Origin of the sequence: Shouchella oshimensis, assembly GCF_002019765.1 — a bacterium.
Taxonomy (GTDB): domain Bacteria; phylum Bacillota; class Bacilli; order Bacillales; family Bacillaceae_D; genus Shouchella; species Shouchella oshimensis.
On sequence record NZ_KV917380.1, the window covers coordinates 3,616,365 to 3,632,743 of the forward strand.

At 39.9% G+C, this 16,379-nt stretch carries 22 protein-coding genes; 3 read left to right on the forward strand and 19 right to left on the reverse strand.

Going from position 1 to position 16,379, the window contains the following annotated elements:
* Positions 1–89: 89 nt before the first annotated feature.
* Positions 90–779 (reverse strand): N-acetylmuramoyl-L-alanine amidase, encoded by a 690-nt coding sequence (locus BK583_RS18115; RefSeq protein ID WP_055735729.1) that lies wholly within the window; start codon positions 777–779, stop codon positions 90–92.
* Positions 779–943 (reverse strand): YvrJ family protein, encoded by a 165-nt coding sequence (locus tag BK583_RS18120; protein ID WP_078440252.1) that lies wholly within the window; start codon positions 941–943, stop codon positions 779–781. The genes BK583_RS18115 and BK583_RS18120 overlap by 1 nt, the downstream gene beginning before the upstream one ends.
* Positions 944–1,258: 315 nt before the next feature.
* Here BK583_RS18120 and BK583_RS18125 point away from each other — a divergent pair, with 315 nt between their 5' ends.
* Both BK583_RS18125 and BK583_RS18130 read left to right on the forward strand, forming a co-directional pair.
* Positions 1,259–2,617, forward strand: a complete 1,359-nt coding sequence (locus BK583_RS18125) for a PepSY-associated TM helix domain-containing protein (RefSeq protein WP_055735728.1) — start codon at positions 1,259–1,261, stop codon at positions 2,615–2,617.
* Positions 2,618–2,629: 12 nt separating this feature from the next.
* Positions 2,630–3,088: a FixH family protein gene (locus BK583_RS18130; RefSeq protein ID WP_055735727.1), complete on the forward strand. Its 459-nt coding sequence runs from the start codon at positions 2,630–2,632 to the stop codon at positions 3,086–3,088.
* 130 nt (positions 3,089–3,218) lie between these two features.
* Here the strand turns inward: BK583_RS18130 and BK583_RS18135 are convergent, their stop codons facing one another.
* The 11 genes from BK583_RS18135 to BK583_RS18160 form a co-directional block, all read right to left on the reverse strand.
* Positions 3,219–4,973 (reverse strand): ABC transporter ATP-binding protein, encoded by a 1,755-nt coding sequence (locus BK583_RS18135; protein WP_055735726.1) that lies wholly within the window; start codon positions 4,971–4,973, stop codon positions 3,219–3,221.
* A 114-nt stretch (positions 4,974–5,087) separates the two neighbouring features.
* Entirely contained in the window at positions 5,088–5,918 is an 831-nt protein-coding gene (locus tag BK583_RS18140) for a class I SAM-dependent methyltransferase (protein ID WP_055735725.1), read from the reverse strand.
* Between the two features lie 88 nt (positions 5,919–6,006).
* On the reverse strand, positions 6,007–6,144 hold the full coding sequence (locus BK583_RS20890; protein ID WP_164468423.1) for a class III lanthipeptide: 138 nt from the start codon (positions 6,142–6,144) through the stop codon (positions 6,007–6,009).
* Positions 6,145–6,175: 31 nt separating this feature from the next.
* Entirely contained in the window at positions 6,176–6,313 is a 138-nt protein-coding gene (locus tag BK583_RS20895) for a class III lanthipeptide (RefSeq protein WP_169789532.1), read from the reverse strand.
* A 34-nt stretch (positions 6,314–6,347) separates the two neighbouring features.
* Positions 6,348–6,485, reverse strand: coding sequence for a class III lanthipeptide (locus tag BK583_RS20900; protein ID WP_166740233.1), 138 nt, complete (start codon positions 6,483–6,485; stop codon positions 6,348–6,350).
* 36 nt (positions 6,486–6,521) lie between these two features.
* Entirely contained in the window at positions 6,522–6,659 is a 138-nt protein-coding gene (locus tag BK583_RS20905) for a class III lanthipeptide (protein ID WP_166740232.1), read from the reverse strand.
* Between the two features lie 30 nt (positions 6,660–6,689).
* Complete coding sequence (locus BK583_RS20910; RefSeq protein ID WP_166740231.1) at positions 6,690–6,827, reverse strand: class III lanthipeptide; 138 nt, start codon at positions 6,825–6,827, stop codon at positions 6,690–6,692.
* Between the two features lie 51 nt (positions 6,828–6,878).
* A complete protein-coding gene (gene lanKC, locus BK583_RS18145) occupies positions 6,879–9,497 on the reverse strand; it encodes a class III lanthionine synthetase LanKC (protein ID WP_160319277.1) in 2,619 nt (872 codons plus the stop codon).
* 27 nt (positions 9,498–9,524) lie between these two features.
* Positions 9,525–9,857: a YfzA family protein gene (locus tag BK583_RS21465; RefSeq protein ID WP_496196931.1), complete on the reverse strand. Its 333-nt coding sequence runs from the start codon at positions 9,855–9,857 to the stop codon at positions 9,525–9,527.
* A complete protein-coding gene (locus BK583_RS18155) occupies positions 9,832–10,488 on the reverse strand; it encodes an ABC-2 transporter permease (protein WP_055735723.1) in 657 nt (218 codons plus the stop codon). Before BK583_RS18155 ends, BK583_RS21465 begins: the two co-directional genes overlap by 26 nt.
* Positions 10,485–11,339, reverse strand: a complete 855-nt coding sequence (locus BK583_RS18160; RefSeq protein ID WP_038476695.1) for an ABC transporter ATP-binding protein — start codon at positions 11,337–11,339, stop codon at positions 10,485–10,487. The genes BK583_RS18155 and BK583_RS18160 overlap by 4 nt, the downstream gene beginning before the upstream one ends.
* Before the next feature lie 484 nt (positions 11,340–11,823).
* Between BK583_RS18160 and BK583_RS18165 the strand changes: the two genes are divergently transcribed.
* A complete protein-coding gene (locus BK583_RS18165; RefSeq protein ID WP_038476692.1) occupies positions 11,824–12,006 on the forward strand; it encodes a hypothetical protein in 183 nt (60 codons plus the stop codon).
* 149 nt (positions 12,007–12,155) lie between these two features.
* Here BK583_RS18165 and BK583_RS20915 read toward each other — a convergent pair whose 3' ends face one another.
* The 6 genes from BK583_RS20915 to BK583_RS18190 all read right to left on the reverse strand — a co-directional run bounded on the left by BK583_RS20915 (position 12,156) and on the right by BK583_RS18190 (position 16,245).
* Positions 12,156–12,323 (reverse strand): hypothetical protein, encoded by a 168-nt coding sequence (locus tag BK583_RS20915; protein ID WP_160319272.1) that lies wholly within the window; start codon positions 12,321–12,323, stop codon positions 12,156–12,158.
* Positions 12,324–12,443: 120 nt separating this feature from the next.
* Positions 12,444–12,848 (reverse strand): GNAT family N-acetyltransferase, encoded by a 405-nt coding sequence (locus tag BK583_RS18170; protein ID WP_201785149.1) that lies wholly within the window; start codon positions 12,846–12,848, stop codon positions 12,444–12,446.
* A 136-nt stretch (positions 12,849–12,984) separates the two neighbouring features.
* Positions 12,985–13,293: a PTS sugar transporter subunit IIB gene (locus tag BK583_RS18175; RefSeq protein WP_038476689.1), complete on the reverse strand. Its 309-nt coding sequence runs from the start codon at positions 13,291–13,293 to the stop codon at positions 12,985–12,987.
* Between the two features lie 4 nt (positions 13,294–13,297).
* Positions 13,298–13,618: a PTS sugar transporter subunit IIA gene (locus BK583_RS18180; protein WP_038476686.1), complete on the reverse strand. Its 321-nt coding sequence runs from the start codon at positions 13,616–13,618 to the stop codon at positions 13,298–13,300.
* A 14-nt stretch (positions 13,619–13,632) separates the two neighbouring features.
* A complete protein-coding gene (locus tag BK583_RS18185) occupies positions 13,633–14,913 on the reverse strand; it encodes a PTS sugar transporter subunit IIC (protein WP_055735513.1) in 1,281 nt (426 codons plus the stop codon).
* 15 nt (positions 14,914–14,928) lie between these two features.
* Positions 14,929–16,245: a 6-phospho-beta-glucosidase gene (locus tag BK583_RS18190; protein WP_055735512.1), complete on the reverse strand. Its 1,317-nt coding sequence runs from the start codon at positions 16,243–16,245 to the stop codon at positions 14,929–14,931.
* Positions 16,246–16,379 lie beyond the last annotated feature (134 nt).

The following is a 16,379-nucleotide window of genomic DNA, read 5'->3' on the forward strand; positions in this document are numbered from 1 at the left end:
AACCGAAAGCCGTTTGCGTCACATCTTACAAAATACATTTACACAAACTTTACAAAAGCCTGTCCCACACTAGTGAGACAGGCTTTTATTTAGATCAATTGAACGTAAGATGGATTAGCTGTAATATAGAGCCCGCTTTTTAATCGATACATGCGTGAGCCATTTACTGTTAATTGCTCGGCAATGGTGAACACTTCATTTCTTGAAACCGTCGTATAGCGTGCATTCCAATCCGGTCGATTGTAAACCCATAAGCTGTCGACAATAACACGAAGTAGACGACCCTCCATAGGTGGTGCCGGTTCAGGGCTTGTACCTGCTCGAACATCAGCAATAAATTCATTCCAAGAAGGTAATAAATTTGCTGGACAGTTTTTGCCTGTCCAATGTTGGTGGGTAACAACTGAATTGATGCCAATTGATAACTCATTCATTAATCGTCGCACTAAGGAAATGGCGTTTGCTCGTGCCTGCGGAAAGTTGCCATCTCGGTTTACACAAATTTCAATCCCAATTGATTGGCGATTTCCGTTTGCACCAGCGTGCCAACCGACTTCGTTAAAAGGCAAGTGCTGAATCGCTTGAGTATCGTCCACCGTCACATGCCATGAGACTTGTCTTGCCTGAGCATCTGCCCCCTTTACGTAACGTGCATGCATTTCGGCATTTGCCCCATTAGACGTATTGGCGGTCTCATGAACCGTAATATGCGTTGGACGTAAAGCAGTCTGCGGACGATTTGAATTTGATTGTGGGATAAAATCTTGTTTTAGTTCCATTATCGTTTTCCTCCATTCTGTTGATGTGTGCTCCTCTCTAGTTCACGAATCGCATCTGTTAAATGTTCAATCCGTTTTTCAAAACGAATGAGTAAATAAACAGCCACGAGCGTGGGAAAACCAAAGTTCCCTAACAAAATTGCCCAATCAGGTAGATTTTCCATATGATGTTCCCCCCTCTACTAGAAAAAGAGAAAGCTTCGAGAAAAAATCAATCATGAGATGGAGAAAAATATAAAATGGGGATTTAGAAGGATAAGTCGGGGTGGTTCGTTTGATACGATCAAGCGGCGCCAGCAGGACTTTATAAAGGATTAAAAGCGACCAACGTTATGGAAATGCCTTGTTTCTAAACCGTTTAGGTGCTTTTTTTATTTTCCCAACCTAAACACACAATTAGTTCACATTATTTCGTTATCCTTGTTGTATAGTTAGTTCAACAAACATTATATTATTATAATCGAAATGAGGAATGACCATTGAAAACAGATCCACCTCGATCGTTAAAACGTTATGGTACGGTTTGGCGATGGCATTTTTACGCTGGTCTTATCATTGCACCCATTTTACTTCTTCTAGCGATTACAGGAGGCATCTTTTTGTTTAAAGGTTCGATTGAAGCTTCCATCTACAGCGAGTATTACGATGTGCGTCCTAACCAAGATGGTGTGACGTATCCGCCTAGTGAGTTGATCGCAAATGCGCTCACTGCTCACGAGGAAATTGAAACGGTTACCTCTTATTCCCCTAGTGAAGAAGCCACTCGATCTGTTGCTATTGGCGCTTCATTTGAAGATGGGGCATCGGGCACCGTCTTCATGAATCCATACACTGGGGAATCATTAGGGGTGCTCCTGGATCAAAATCGGGTGATGGAACGGTTAATTGAATTACATAGCGAGCTGATGCTCGGAACGTTTGGGGATCGAGTTGTTGAACTCACAGCTTCATGGACCATTATTTTGATCGCTAGTGGCCTTTATTTGTGGTGGCCAAGACGCTCCAAACCTACTCTCTATGGGGTCTGGCTCCCGCGGGTGCGAAAGGGCAAGCGTGTTCTTGTTCGCGATTTACACGCAGTGCCTGCTGCGTGGCTATCCATCGGCCTCTTGATTTTCGTTTTAACAGGGATGTTGTGGACTGGTTTTTGGGGAAATGGTGTGCAGCATTTAGCCACAAGTACAGGGCAGGGGTATCCCCCGTCTATTTGGGTAGGTGATGCTCCGCAATCCTTAACAGAGGATGTAGCAGAATCAGCCTGGGCTGCACAGAAATTACCTGTACCGCTTTCTGGGAACGCCCAAGGCTATGAACAGGTTTCAATTGATGATGTAGTCACAACAGGGTTGCACCGGGAATTACATCCGAGCTACACCGTTTATTTTCCAAGGAGTGAAACAGGCTCCTTCACGCTTTCTGCCTTTCCTGACCAAGCAAGAGACGAGGCGACCATGTATGTGGATCAATATACAGGTGCTGTTCTCGCCGATTATCGGTATGATGACTATGGTCTAGTTGGAAAATGGATGGCAACGGGGATTACGATTCATAAAGGGCTTGAATTCGGACTTCTTAATCAATTGTTCGGCTTACTCATTTGTATTGGCTTAGTTGGCATCATTGTATCAGGGTTTTTCTTATGGAGACGCCGGAAGCCTCAACAACATATGGGTGCTCCAAAAGCACATTCCATTCGTCATAACCGGGCTTTGCTCGTCATTCTACTCTTATTTGCTGTTGTGTTTCCACTTGTTGCCCTTTCTCTTCTCGTTGTGTTCTTATTGGACGTTTTCCTTATTCAAAAAAACAAGCGTCTCAAAGCGTTTTTCCACGCATAGGAGGTTGATAACATGCGATTATTCTTTACCATCATGAGCATGACTGTTTTCCTGTCTGCCTGTTCTTTTACTAGCCATAACCCTGAAGCGTACACAGAGTTTCAACCGCTTCAAGTAAGAGTCGAATTACCTGATTCCGTCTCGGAAGGAGGGAAACAAACGATTTATGCGTCTGTCTCTCAAGGAGAGGAGGAGATCACAGATGCGGATCTTGTTCGATTTGAAGTCTGGTCCAATAATCATGAACAACATGAATATGTAACGGCTACTTCTGAAGGAAATGGGATCTATGCAGTGGAAATTGATTTTACACAGGAAGGGCTCTATTTTGCCAAAGCCTTCACACAAGTTGATGACTTATATGCGATGCCGACAAAACGTTTTGCTATCGGCAAGATCACACCTGAAGAAGCGGAGTATTTACTAAACGGCTCTTCACAACCATTTTCAAACGATCATGCACACCATTAGAACATGCACACTCTTTTAAGGATGCAAGTAATAGACGGTGCATGAAAAAGACGAATGATCCCGTTGGCGGCCATTCGTCTTTCGTTCTTTGTACGGTTTCCTTTTCATCGCTACTTGTACTACCCTTTCGTTACGCCCCATAGTTGTTCGATAACATCTGTCTATTCACTAGCTGATGATATAATGTATTTCTCTTGTATAAATCCTCATGAATCCCTTGATCTGTCACTTCTCCATTTTCAACTACTACAATGTTGTTTGCGTTTTGAACAGTTGCGATTCTGTGGGCGATGATTAACGTTGTTCGTTCTCTCATTAACTCGTTCAATGCGTCTTGAACAAGCGCTTCCGATTGCCCATCTAAGTGTGCTGTTGCTTCATCGAGCAAAAGGATGTCCGCGTCTCTTAAGATGGCTCTTGCAATGGCCATTCTTTGTCTTTGACCACCAGATAACCGAACCCCTCGTTCTCCTACCTCTGTGTCCAGTCCTTTTGGTAGCCCCATGATGTCACTCATTAAATTCGCTTTGCCTAAGGCTTCATAAATGGTCTGATCGCTTTTTGCTTCCTTTAATCCATAGGTTACATTCTTTCTTATGCTTCCGCTCATAATCGGCGACTCTTGACTTACATAGGCAATTTTCCTTCTCCACTCTTCTAATGTATAGGAGTAGATCGAGTCATTATTGAAGAGAATATCACCTTCCTCTACAGCGTAGAATCGTTCCACTAGCGAAAACATGGTTGTTTTACCAGTTCCACTAGGTCCTACTATAGCGGTTACATGATTTTTCTCTGCCGTAAAGCTAATGTTTTTTAGAATGCTTCTTTCTGGATCGTACGAAAAACCGACGTTTGAAAAACGAATGCCTCTGAACGTATGCTGTTTTTTTCTCACAGGCTCTTTCACTGGGTCACGTGACCCCTCATATTCTTCCTGCAATAATAAGTAAACCCGCTCAGTCGCACCCATCGCTTTTTGCGCTTGCGTAAAAAACTGTGCCATCATGGAAAGAGGATTAATAATTTGAAAGATGTAAAAAACGACAGCGACCAGTGCACCTGCTGAAAGGCTTCCTGTGGCTACTTGATACCCTCCATATCCGATAATCATTACGAGCACAAGTAGAATGATTGCTGTCATTAACGGAGCCACAATTGCTAGTATTTTTCCGGTAGATAATCCATAGTGATAGAGTTTAGTAGCGCGCTTAGTCCCTTCTGCTGCCTCTTGCTTTTCAGCAACAGAAAATTTCACTAGTCGAACGTCTCCTAGCACTCTACTTAGGTCGCCTTGAAAAGAAGCCGTCTCCTGCTGTAGGTCTCTTGAAACGCTGTACATTCGTTTTCCAAGAGGCTTTATCACAAAGAACGCTAATGGAAAAATAATTAAGAAAAGCAGCGCCATAGACCAGTTTAAAACAAAGAGGATGATGAATGAACCGATTATTGAAATGAGCCCTGTAACGAAGGGGACTAAATGATCAATAAAAAAATTTTTCATCACATTGGTGTCGTTGGTAATGCGGCTCATAATTTCGCCGGAATTGTTTTTGTCATAGAACGTCAGGGGCAATCGTACAACTCGATTCCACAAGTCATCCCGAAGACGTACGATCACTTTTTCACCGATATAAATCATTAAGTATAAGGATAGACCAGATAAGACAACTTGAGTAACGAACAAAAGCACTAACCCAACAAGTAGGAGCCCATTAAACGATTCCTCGATGAGCAAGTTCACAAGATCCATAGCTATTAATGGAATGACTAGCGACAGCCCTGTTTGAACCAAGGAAAGTGTAAAGGCAATTGTTAGGAGCATCCGAGACGGCCTATAGGTAGTAAAAATCCCAACAAATTGTTTATACGATAACGTTTCCATAGTGAAAGTCTCTTTTCATAGTTAGAGTTTCAGTCGTTCATTGAAAAAAGAAATAGACACAAACTTTTTGTCCCTTTTAAACGATATAGAAATCTTTATCAACGAAATGCTTGTTTATTTCCGTAAAACAGCCGCTATAAATTCACCATCTTCTTTATACGTTTCACCGTTCACGTCTGCATACACTTGTTCAAGTGTGAATCCAGCTTCTTCAATCTCTTGTCTTAAGTCTTCCACACTAAAGTATTGATTCCAATAATGATAGTTAACGATTTCCCCATCTTCAAACACTAAGACGGTTTTTTGAAGTGAGACATTATTAGGATACTTTTCAGTGGAGATCAACCCTAAATGCTTTTTTCTTGATAACATACTATTTTTACTTGAGAGACTCCACTCTCTTGATTCTTCGAAATCTGCGAAACTTTTGTCTGACAATACATCTAGCAACACGAATCCTCCAGGTTTAAGAGCTCTATACATATTCGACAGTACTTTTTTCCGTTCATCAGGGTTCAAAATACCAAAGATTTGATAGATTAATAGGGTTAAGTCAAATTCTTCTTCATAGTTAATGGTTAGGAAATCTCCACAGTGATAGTCAATGGATAGGTTCTTTTTCTCCGCTTCTTTTCTCGCATACTCAATGGAGTTCTCAGCAAAGTCAATGCCTGTAACGCTATATCCTTTCTCAGCTAGCTTTTCTGAATACAGTCCCGGTCCACAACCAAGATCAAGTATAGATTGGTAGTTTGTTAGTGGCGCTATCTCACTTATAAGATCAATGGACTGCTGAATAAAATGTGCATCTTTACTTGCACCGTCCATTGTTTCATCCAGATGTGACTGTAAGACAAAATCAGCACGATCCGGATCAAGCCAAATATCCTGCGACCCTTCTGCAAACACTTCAGGACTCTTTACAACTTCTAATAACTTGTCCATTTCTACCACCCTTATTTGAGTTTTTATTGCAAACCGACTATAATGTATGCAAGTTGTTAGCCAAACAGACTAACAACTTGCATCATAATTAACAATCGTTGCTTGCTGTTGACCAGCCTACTGCGGTTGTTGTTATGGTCACTGTTGCTGGTGATTTTTCAACGCTCCATTGCCCGTGGTCGTTTGAATGAGTTGCCAGCTTTTGTAATTCTAGTACTTGATTCATGTACGTACCTCCTATGATAAAAGATCTACTATTAACAATCGTTGCTTGCTGTTGACCAACCTACTGCCGTTGTCGTGATTGTCACAGTTGCTGGCGATTTTTCAACACTCCATTGTCCTTGACCGTCTGAATCATGCGCTAATTTTTGTAAGTCCAAGACTTGATTCATGTTCGTCACCTCCTTAAAAGATTCCTACCTACTTTTAACAACCGTTACTTGCCGTTGACCAACCTACTGCCGTTGTCGTGGTTGTAATGGTTGCTGGTGATTTTTCGACGCTCCATTGTCCTTGACCATTTGAATCGTGCGCTAGTTTTTGTAAGTCTAAAACTTGATTCATCGTGTTTTCACCTCCTTTACAAATTTCCAATGAGCCTTAACAACTATTACTTGCCGTTGACCAGCCTATGACGGTTCTTGTTGTTGTAATGGTTGCTGGTGATTTTTCGACACTCCATTGTTCTTGACCGTCTGAATCATGTGCTAGTTTCTGTAATTCTAAAACTTGATTCATGTTGGTACCTCCTCTTATCCTTGCCAATGCTTAACAATCATTACTCGCCGTTGACCAACCTACTGCTGTTGTCGTGATCGTCACGGTTGCTGGTGATTTTTCGACGCTCCATTGTCCTTGACCGTCTACTTCATGTGCTAGTTTCTGTAATTCTAATACTTGATTCATCGTTCTCACCTCCTTTACAGAATAATCGGCTTGTCCACATGTTGATCAACCTTAACGAACTTTTTTCAGTGCTGATCCTTTCGTGCTTGATAAAAAGGTTTCCACATTTATGAGAGGTAACCAATACAATGGATTTTTCTTCATAATCGATTGGAAGGCTAGAATGATCCCAGAACTACCGGAAAACAAATCATCCGATAATCGATAGGAAAAATTACCTGGATAGAGATAAGCATCTTCTTTTTCAATTAAAAACAAATGTGCCAGTTGAATGACATCTTTTGTACAGTCCCATTGTGCTTGTCTATCTTCTACTAAGGATGGTACTAGCAGAAACCCGCCTGCACCATCGAAGAGCCCACCACTAATGGTGCATCTGATCTTTGAGACATTCAAAATAGAGTCGAACTCTTCTTTAAACAGTTGTTTGCCGCTAACATGATTTACATACCAAATGGCTATACCGATTCCGATTGAACCTCCAGATAAATACGGTAATAATCGATTGTTCTCATCCAATGTTTGCAGCATATCCGATTCCTCGTCTTTTTGCGTTTTATCCAAGTCTTCTGCTATGAATTGAATGGCTTGTTGCAGGTAGTCCTCATTCGATGTTACAGAATAGAGCGCAGCGTAAAACAAAGCAATACCAGATACGCCATCGATTAACCCTATCGGTACAGCAGACCAATCGTTAGTCTTCAATGATGGCTGCTTTTTTCTTGCACTGTCAATTCTATCTTGAATAGATTCAGCATAATCCAAATATTCGGTTTTATCCGTTTCCAGATACAGACTTATATAAAACAAACCGACACCAGAGAGACCAGAGCGTAAAGTTAGATCGTTTCTTTCGTCTGTTTGATTTATTTTCTGGATTACTTGCTGCACCGATTCTGTATATCCTCTTTCATAAAGCAACGTACCGATTCCAGCCAGTCCCGAAAACAAACCGATGTTTTGAACAGTTGGAAGCTTAGCCAATAAATGAGTGTTGATCCACTTATCTACTTTTTCTAAACAATGGTTTGAACGATACAAGGTTAAAGCCGCTCCACTCCCCCCATTGAGTATATTGAATTTCCCATCCTTTAACTCGTACTGACGGATATCACCATTAATGAACCTTTCATCATCGGTTACATGTTGACCTAATCCTTTTACTAGTTTGTTCACAATCTGTTGTAAGTCTTCCGTCTGCTCGTCCACATCTAACTGCCATTGATATTGAATATCGCTTTGATAGGAACGAATCTGATTAGCTGCTTTTTCAAATAGATCGATAAACTGCTTATAAATGTGAATTGGATACTGGTTCTTAATCCACTCTAACTGGATAGGGGCAAGGTATTTTTCTAATGTATCCGACGTTAGGATTGGTAAAGAAAGATACCGTAGTAATTTTAGATAGCCGAACCAATCCCTTGCACCTGCGACGTTAATTTCATTCGAGATAAAACCAGTAGTCGCCATCCCAGGTTTGTCAGTAGAATAGACGGATGACGCCGTTTCAAAATCAATTAACTTTACTTCTCCACTTGAAGTCAGAATCACATTTGCTGGTTGAATATCACCCATTGCTATGCCTTTTTGGTGCATGTCCTCCATAATGTGATAAAGGTTCGTCATAATGGACATGATCTCTTCACCATACAGGTTCAAGTCTACACTACCTACAAAAGGATAGTTTTGTACTAACCATGATCTTAAATCTGAGCCTTCAATGTATTCTTCCACAATAAAATAGTGTTCCCACGCTTGGAAGTGATCCAAAACATTTACAACTCCAGATACATCTTTTAAGGTCGTTAGTGCATCTAGTTCGATCTTCTGCCTCTCTAATGCATCTCTGCCTATTCCGTCTAAGCCAGCTACTGGTCTAGCCTCTTTAATGATTACTTTTTCATTTGTTTTCTTTCTTGTGGCTAAATAAACTCCCCCAGCGTTACTGTAGCTTAAAGATGTCTCCATCGTATATTCGTTAAGTTTAGTCGTCTCTTCGTTTAAAAGTAGATCATCTTTTATGTTTAATGAATCTAAATAAGCATCATACGTTTTCATAAATGTTGGTACTTGATAGAATGGGTTGCGTTGATCAGGGATTAATTGACCGGTATCGTCGTATATACAATGTTCCCCGTCTTCATTTAATATTGTTTTAAATCCTCCATATCGATAAAAAACATTGCTATCCTTCCAACGCTTATCATTTAAAATATATGGACCTTTCTCATACTTCTTTGTTACGTCAGCAAAAACATCTAATAATTGTATAAATTGTTCATCATTGAGTGGATAAATCGTTATAAATTTGCCTGATGAGGCACGGTTCGCATTTTTTGAATTCATTTTCATAAAGCTCTCTCGGTCTTTTAAGTGCTTAAACACTAGCTTGCGTTCCATGCAAACCCTCGCTACGTCATTAAGAACGGTTTGGGCATCATTCTTAGAGGCCGTTATGTGGATCTTCCATCCTTGGGTCGGTAAATGCACGCCATCTATTTGATAGTGTGTCCAAACGGATGCCTCATCGTAATGAACAGAATACATGCCCTTATTTTCGTTCGTAACCGTTAATTCACCTCCTTCCCCTTTTTGTATTTTCCCGTAATGCTCTGAGTCTACTTTTAAATACTGGTGATAAAGAAAGTTACCTTCCAATTTTTTCATCCTCCCTTTCCTCTCCATAGCGAAACATTACATTCCCCGTCTAATGGCTCTAAAAATAATCATAAATAGACATGCTACAACCATGAATACCAGAATCATGTTAAATACCCAAGTTTCGTAGAAAGCAAAATTTTCCGTAAAAAAATCTTGTAAGGAAAAACCAAAGATGCTCCAATTTCCTTGGCCATCCGTATTAAATGACCGATTGAGGTTCAGTGTTTCCGTAAGAATAAATAGAATATTAACACCTAGTAACGTCAAACCATATTCAAAAATATCCCGTATGAATGTATCTTTTTTCAAAATAGGCCTCCCGTTTAAACGTAATCGTGAATTAAAATTCTTTTCGCTTATAAACACTTAAAGCAATGAGGAAAGAAAGGATATAAAGGATGAGCCCAATCAGCACAAAGGTCAATGAATAAACAACCATTGATGACGTCTCTGCCTCATTGAAAGCGAGTCGTTCAAATACAAGATTGGAAACCACTCGTTCCATCAGGAAGCTAACCAAAATGGCTGCACCTGCCGCCACAATTAAGACACCATCTGACTTTTCTGGTCCTAATAAATAAAGCAGAGGAAAAATAAGTGCTCCAATTAACAATACAAGCATAATAGAAGGCGCTAATTGCACGAGGAGTTGCATGTAAGACTCTTCCACTACAATAAAATACACGAAAAACGTTACCGTTGTAATGACAATTCCAATTGCGAGTACTGCTAAGTAAAAAAGATAATGCCCAAACACGATATGTGCTCGATTAACTGGCATGGTTAGCACAAATTTATCGTAGCCAGACTTTGATTCATGCTTAATTACTTCCATTGCAGGGATGGAAACTAATAATAGCGTAAGCAACACAACGAAAGGATGCATGGATTCTTGACCAAACCCTAACACCAACGCAGCTACAAAAATGGATATGCCAACATACATAAATAAACTACGGTAGACTAAGTAATAACTTGTTAGTAATAATGCATTCATTTCTTTTCACCTCTCGCTAGGAAAACACTTAAATCTTCTAGTGTTAATTCATTAACAGGTACGTTATCCGGTACAACTCTTTTATCAGAGATCAATACCACAAACGCATCCTTTTCTTTATACGATGTTACAATATGCTCTGGTTCTACTGTCGATAAGTCATTTTCATTCATTTCTACGATTGCGTATTGATTTTGAATGACTTCTCTCTTTTCCGTTAAAATGATTTCGCCATCTTTTATAAAAACAAGGTGATCAGCAATCTTCTCAATGTCACTCATAATATGAGAGGATAACAGAATGCCACCTTTATTCTCCTCAACAAACCGAGTTAGTTCCTCTAGCAATTCTTTACGTGAAGACGGATCAAGCCCTCCTGTCGCTTCATCCAATAGAAGCAATTTTGCGTTATGAGATAGTGCTACAGCCACGGATAGCTTCATCGACATTCCTCTTGAAAACTCTTTTACTTTTTTATCAGTCGGCAAATGAAACGTTTCTAACAACCTGTCAAATCCTTCTTGATCCCAGCTACTATACATTTTCACAAACACTTTATTTAATTGTTTAATCGTCAGTTCAGCAGGCAAGTTAATGGCATCAAAGACAACGCCAACTTGCTCTCTCATAGATGGTTGCTGACCATGTACTTCCTCTCCAAATAATCGAACCGTTCCTTCATCTTTTTTGATTAAACCTAAAATTGTTTTGAAAGTAGTCGACTTCCCTGCTCCGTTATCGCCTACAAATCCAACAATTGACCCAGCAGGAACATCTAAGGTAACATTCTTAAGAACATGTTTACGTTTAAATGTTTTACTTATATTTTCCATCTCAAGAAGTACAGTCATTTTTTATCCTCCTAAAAATATATAAAAAATATTATTAATTTTTTATATATTGAAAATACATTTCACATTGTCCATATAGGTTTATATATAAAGCAGCATGACAACCTATATCGAGTATAAAACACACTTCAAATCGGCACTGTCTTGATTTATGTATTTATATACCACAGCAAATTGTTTCAAAACCACAAAATTTCAATTTTTTTATTATTTTTACGAAAACAGGGATTTTTCTGGCTACTCTTTATGGTTAAACTTGAAAAAAACAGGCTCAGAAGCTAGATGACGCCTCTCATCTCTATTTTTATATACCACAGCGCCATGTTTCAAAACACGAAAATGACCTTATTCTTTTACTATACAGCCTGATAGCATATTACATACGTTGTCTTCATTGTCTTTTTTATGAAACAAGCAATAAGAGATGCATAGACTAGTATAAGTCGTTCGAGCTCAGGAAAGAACTGTCATCTAGAGGTGATGTATGATGTTAGAGGTTGCGATACTCTTTGCCATACTGGTCGTGTTAGGCTGTCTTGGTGCCCCATTAATGAAAACCTGGAAATACCTTATACGCCAGATGATTATCGGGTCCATTGTCCTAATGGCTTTTATGATCGTTCTCTTTTTCTATGAATTTATTGAAGGCGGCTTTATGCGGTTTTAGTGTTAAATATAGACAAGAAAGAAGGCCCATGCAAGGATACATGGGCCTTCTTCTCTGAATCAGAGCAAGCCATTGATTAGCGATCAATCACGTTAAGGAAGATCCTCTCGCATTGATATGTAGGATAGGCGTTCACCTATCCTTTAACACTAATCAGATAAGACATTCTCTGTTTCTTCATGAAGGATCGCTTCAAGATGCATAATTTGGTCATCCAGCATCTCCGTAAAGCGAGCTTCATTACCGGTTACTTTTCTCCTCATTGCTTTAAGAAATAGTAATTCCCGGCGAAACAGTTCTCGCTCAAAGCGATTCATGATAGATATCCTCCTTAAACATGATTGATACCTATGTGTATTGATTACCCCTCTTTCCATACGTAAAACCACACTTTTGGCTATCTTTCTACCATCCAGTGAACAAATAGGCGAACCTCTTTAATACGAACGGTACATTCCTTGGGATCGGGGGGCTGTATATTCAAACGCAAACTTCTTATATAAATGCTCTGCTTCCCCATCTGCAATAAGGCTAACATAGGAACCAGGCAATGTGTGTTGATCAAGGTAGTCAGTAAGGTGCTTCATAATAACGCTGCCTAACCCTTTTCCTTGATACGTAGGCTTTACTGCAATATCAACTATTTGAAAAAATGCGCCACCATCTCCAATAATCCTGCCCATACCGATTAGCCTATCTCCATCGTACAACGTCACTGCATATAAAGAATGACGAAGGCCAATTTCAGCTGCCTCTACCGATTTCCCACTTAATCCCGCTTCCAGTCGTAACTCATTATAAGCTTTCGGATTTGGGGCTTCATGCATCACTGTATAATCCAATTTCTTTCCCTCCACTTTATTCGTTTCCTAGCCTTCAAAATCGCTGAGCATACTTGTAAACATTCCTGCTTGCTTCCCTACTCCTCCATTATACACAAAAAAAGTATAGGCAACTTGCCTATACTTTTTGTACACCTTATTTCCCTTCAGCGAGCTGTATTGCCTGATTCAGTACGTTTTCACCTTTCATCATCCCATAGTCCATTTGATTAATCAGATCGACTTTGACGTTGTACGGTTCAGCTTGTTTCGTAATTTGTGCTTGCATGTAACGTACTTGTGGACCGATTAAGAGGACATCCACTTTTTCTAAATGGTCGTTTAACTGTGAAGCGGATACGGCATCAATTTCACACGTTACGCCTTTCACTTCAGCTGCTTCTCTCATTTTTGAAACGAGCATACTAGTAGACATTCCAGCTGAACATACGAGTAAAATATTCATCTTTTTACACTCCCTTTGGTAAGCGTTGATAGAGTTCAACCAATTCAACAGCCATTTCTTTTACTGTCATCGAGGTCATTAAGTGATCTTGTGCATGAATTAATAAAATGGAAGGGGTGACCCCGTTTCCTTGCGCTTCTTGTTGGAGCAGTTCCGTTTGTCCATGGTGAGCCGTCACAAATGCATCCTCGGCTTCTTTTAATTTACCTGCCGCTTGCTCAAATTCTCCAGCCTTTGCCGCTTGGATGGCTTCCATGGCAAAAGAGCGAGCGTTTCCCGAATGCAAAATGAGGGTGAATGAAATTTCTTCAAGTGTTCTTGTCATGATGGTACTCCTTCTTAACCGTTTTCGTTTTCAATTCGTTCTTGTGCACGTTCAGATAAGCGAATAAATGGTATATAGATAAGTGTGGCAAGTGTTAAGTTAAAGAGCTGTAAAACCACCCCTGACCAATGCCCTGAAACAAGGAATCCGCTTATAATAGGCGGTGTTGTCCAAGGAATGGCAACTGCCGTTTTCGCGACAAATCCAAAGGAAATCGCAAAATAAGAAATGATGGTCAATAGTATTGGTGATAAAACAAATGGAATTAACAGTGACGGATTCAACACAATGGGCATACCGAACATAATAGGTTCATTAATATTAAACGCTGCTCCCGGTGCACCTAATTTCCCAACCGTTCGGTAATGGGACGTTTTTGCTACAATAAAGATTGCGGCGATCAGTGCCAATGTTGTTCCAGAACCACCCATAAAAACGTAAGCATCAAAGAATGCTTTCGTTACAATCGCTAGCTCATTTCCAAAAATACTCGCTCCTGCTTGAACAAGCTCAGTATTTGTAATACTTGCTGATAAGTATACACCTTCCATAATCGGTGACATAATATTCGTCCCGTGCAACCCGAAGAACCATAAGAAATGATTAAGAAACACAACGATAAGTGCTGCTGGTAATGAATTTGATAATTTTAGTAATGGCGTTTGAATCCATTCAAAGATTAATTCGTGAACGCTTAGTTGAACGACTAATGTCATAAACATTTGCAGTAAGCTAAGCCCTATGAGAATTATAAGAAATGGAATTAATGAGCGAAAAGATTTCGTTACACCCTCAGGTACTCCCTGTGGCATTTTAATCGTAAATCTTGAATTAACAAGCACTCGAAATAATTCAGTTACAATGAGGGCATTAAACAACGCAACGAAAAGGCCTTGTGATCCTGTCCATGCTAGTGAGAGTCCCCAATCCTCAGTAAACGGCGATAGCATAACGAATGTGGAAACGGATAAGATTGCTGCTGCTAACCCATCAACATGATAGGAACGAGCTAGATGATAGGAAATGGCCATCGTAACAAGGAGAGCCAAGATTGCATAAGAGGCATCCCATATATTTCCGCCGAACATGGTGAAATTTTCACCGAATATCCCCATCATAAACGCTTGATATCGATCGATTGTCGGTAATGGGAAGTTGTTAAGTAAGATAGCAAACGAGCCAATAATAATTAACGGAATAACACTGACAAAGCCATCTCGAATGGCAACTAAGTGCCTTTGTGCGCCAATTTTCCCCGCCACTGGCACAACATTTCTTTCTAACCATTGCATCATAGAAATTCCCCCTTTTTATACTTGCTGATAAAATTGCGGCAAATCTTCTTTATGTGCGTCCAATAACTCTTCCATTAAATCTTTTGCAAGCGTTTCTTCTCGAACAAGTGGATTGATGACTAACGCTTGATACAGGCGCTCACGATCGCCCTTTACAGCTGCTTCAATGACCAATTCCTCCATATTCTTCATCAATTGAATGATGCCTCGAATTGAGAGCGGAAGCGTTCCTATTGAAATTGGTCGTGGTCCCTCTCCCCCCATGACAGCATTGGTTTCAATCACAGCATCGTTCGGTAAGTCTGATATGGTTCCATTATTTTGAACGTTAACGGTTTGAATATCGCCTTTATTTGTATAGATACTTGTCATAACGTTACAAGCCGCATCGCTATAGAAAGCCCCTCCTCTTTTCTCAAGTTCGGTAGGCTTTTCTGTTAACTCTTTATCGTCATATTTTTTAAAGAGCTCTTCTTCTACTTGCTGGACCACTTCAGCCCGTGTTCCATTCTCCCAATACTCTTTTAAACTTTTCTCTAGCATCTCTGCCCCTTTAAAGTAATAGCTATGGTAAGGATTCGGCAGCATCATAAAAGAAGATAAAAATGTAGACGACCATCCTTCTGATACGATATTTGCTGGAGAATATTGATTTGACGGATCTTTTAATCGCTCAATCACAATCGATGTATAGTCCACTCCTTTTACAAGCACGCGACGACCAAATACAAAATGATTTAAGCCAATAAATTCAATTTCAACATCTTCCGTTTGGCAGCCTAGAATTTCTGCCACACCTGTTCGCATATTAAATGGAATGTTACACACGCCGATGACGCGTTTATGAGAACCATATTTCAACAATGCTTCTGTTACCATTCCAGCAGGATTCGTGAAGTTGATAAGCCATGCATTTGGACAAAGCTCAGCCATATCCTTAGATACCTCTAATAAAATCGGTATCGTTCGCAAGGCTTTAAAGATTCCTCCTGCACCATTTGTTTCCTGCCCTAAAGCGCCGTAAGAAAGTGGAATTCGTTCGTCTTTTTCTCTTGCTTTCAATCCCCCCACTCGAATTTGACTTGTCACGAAGTCAGCATTCTTTAATGCGTTTCGTCGGTCAAGACTGGCTGTAATCATAATGTCTTTTCCTGATTTTTTCACCATTCGCTTTGCTAAACGTGAGATAACGTCTAACTTTTGTTTTCCTTTTTCAATATCCACTAGCGCTATTTCCGTCACTGGGAATTGATCATGACGGTCAATCATGCCCTCTATAATTTCTGGCGTATAGCTAGATCCTCCACCTATGATGACAAGCTTCAACATCATAAAGCCCCTCTCCTGTTACTACTCTATTTGTAGGTATAACCGTTATTTGAAATCGCTTTCTTAATAAAACTACAATTTATCATAACAAATAAGAAATGTACAGCATTATTTGTAATAACAACTTTAAAAGTAAT

Coding starts and splice junctions, on each gene's coding strand:
- BK583_RS18115 (WP_055735729.1), bottom strand. CDS start 779: ATGGAACTAAAACAAGATTTTATCCCACAATCAAATTCAAATCGTCCG.
- BK583_RS18120 (WP_078440252.1), bottom strand. CDS start 943: ATGGAAAATCTACCTGATTGGGCAATTTTGTTAGGGAACTTTGGTTTT.
- BK583_RS18130 (WP_055735727.1), top strand. CDS start 2,630: ATGCGATTATTCTTTACCATCATGAGCATGACTGTTTTCCTGTCTGCC.
- BK583_RS18135 (WP_055735726.1), bottom strand. CDS start 4,973: ATGGAAACGTTATCGTATAAACAATTTGTTGGGATTTTTACTACCTAT.
- BK583_RS18140 (WP_055735725.1), bottom strand. CDS start 5,918: ATGGACAAGTTATTAGAAGTTGTAAAGAGTCCTGAAGTGTTTGCAGAA.
- BK583_RS20890 (WP_164468423.1), bottom strand. CDS start 6,144: ATGAATCAAGTACTAGAATTACAAAAGCTGGCAACTCATTCAAACGAC.
- BK583_RS20895 (WP_169789532.1), bottom strand. CDS start 6,313: ATGAATCAAGTCTTGGACTTACAAAAATTAGCGCATGATTCAGACGGT.
- BK583_RS20900 (WP_166740233.1), bottom strand. CDS start 6,485: ATGAATCAAGTTTTAGACTTACAAAAACTAGCGCACGATTCAAATGGT.
- BK583_RS20905 (WP_166740232.1), bottom strand. CDS start 6,659: ATGAATCAAGTTTTAGAATTACAGAAACTAGCACATGATTCAGACGGT.
- BK583_RS20910 (WP_166740231.1), bottom strand. CDS start 6,827: ATGAATCAAGTATTAGAATTACAGAAACTAGCACATGAAGTAGACGGT.
- lanKC (WP_160319277.1), bottom strand. CDS start 9,497: ATGAAAAAATTGGAAGGTAACTTTCTTTATCACCAGTATTTAAAAGTA.
- BK583_RS18155 (WP_055735723.1), bottom strand. CDS start 10,488: ATGAATGCATTATTACTAACAAGTTATTACTTAGTCTACCGTAGTTTA.
- BK583_RS18160 (WP_038476695.1), bottom strand. CDS start 11,339: ATGACTGTACTTCTTGAGATGGAAAATATAAGTAAAACATTTAAACGT.
- BK583_RS18165 (WP_038476692.1), top strand. CDS start 11,824: ATGATGTTAGAGGTTGCGATACTCTTTGCCATACTGGTCGTGTTAGGC.
- BK583_RS20915 (WP_160319272.1), bottom strand. CDS start 12,323: ATGAATCGCTTTGAGCGAGAACTGTTTCGCCGGGAATTACTATTTCTT.
- BK583_RS18175 (WP_038476689.1), bottom strand. CDS start 13,293: ATGAATATTTTACTCGTATGTTCAGCTGGAATGTCTACTAGTATGCTC.
- BK583_RS18180 (WP_038476686.1), bottom strand. CDS start 13,618: ATGACAAGAACACTTGAAGAAATTTCATTCACCCTCATTTTGCATTCG.
- BK583_RS18185 (WP_055735513.1), bottom strand. CDS start 14,913: ATGATGCAATGGTTAGAAAGAAATGTTGTGCCAGTGGCGGGGAAAATT.
- BK583_RS18190 (WP_055735512.1), bottom strand. CDS start 16,245: ATGATGTTGAAGCTTGTCATCATAGGTGGAGGATCTAGCTATACGCCA.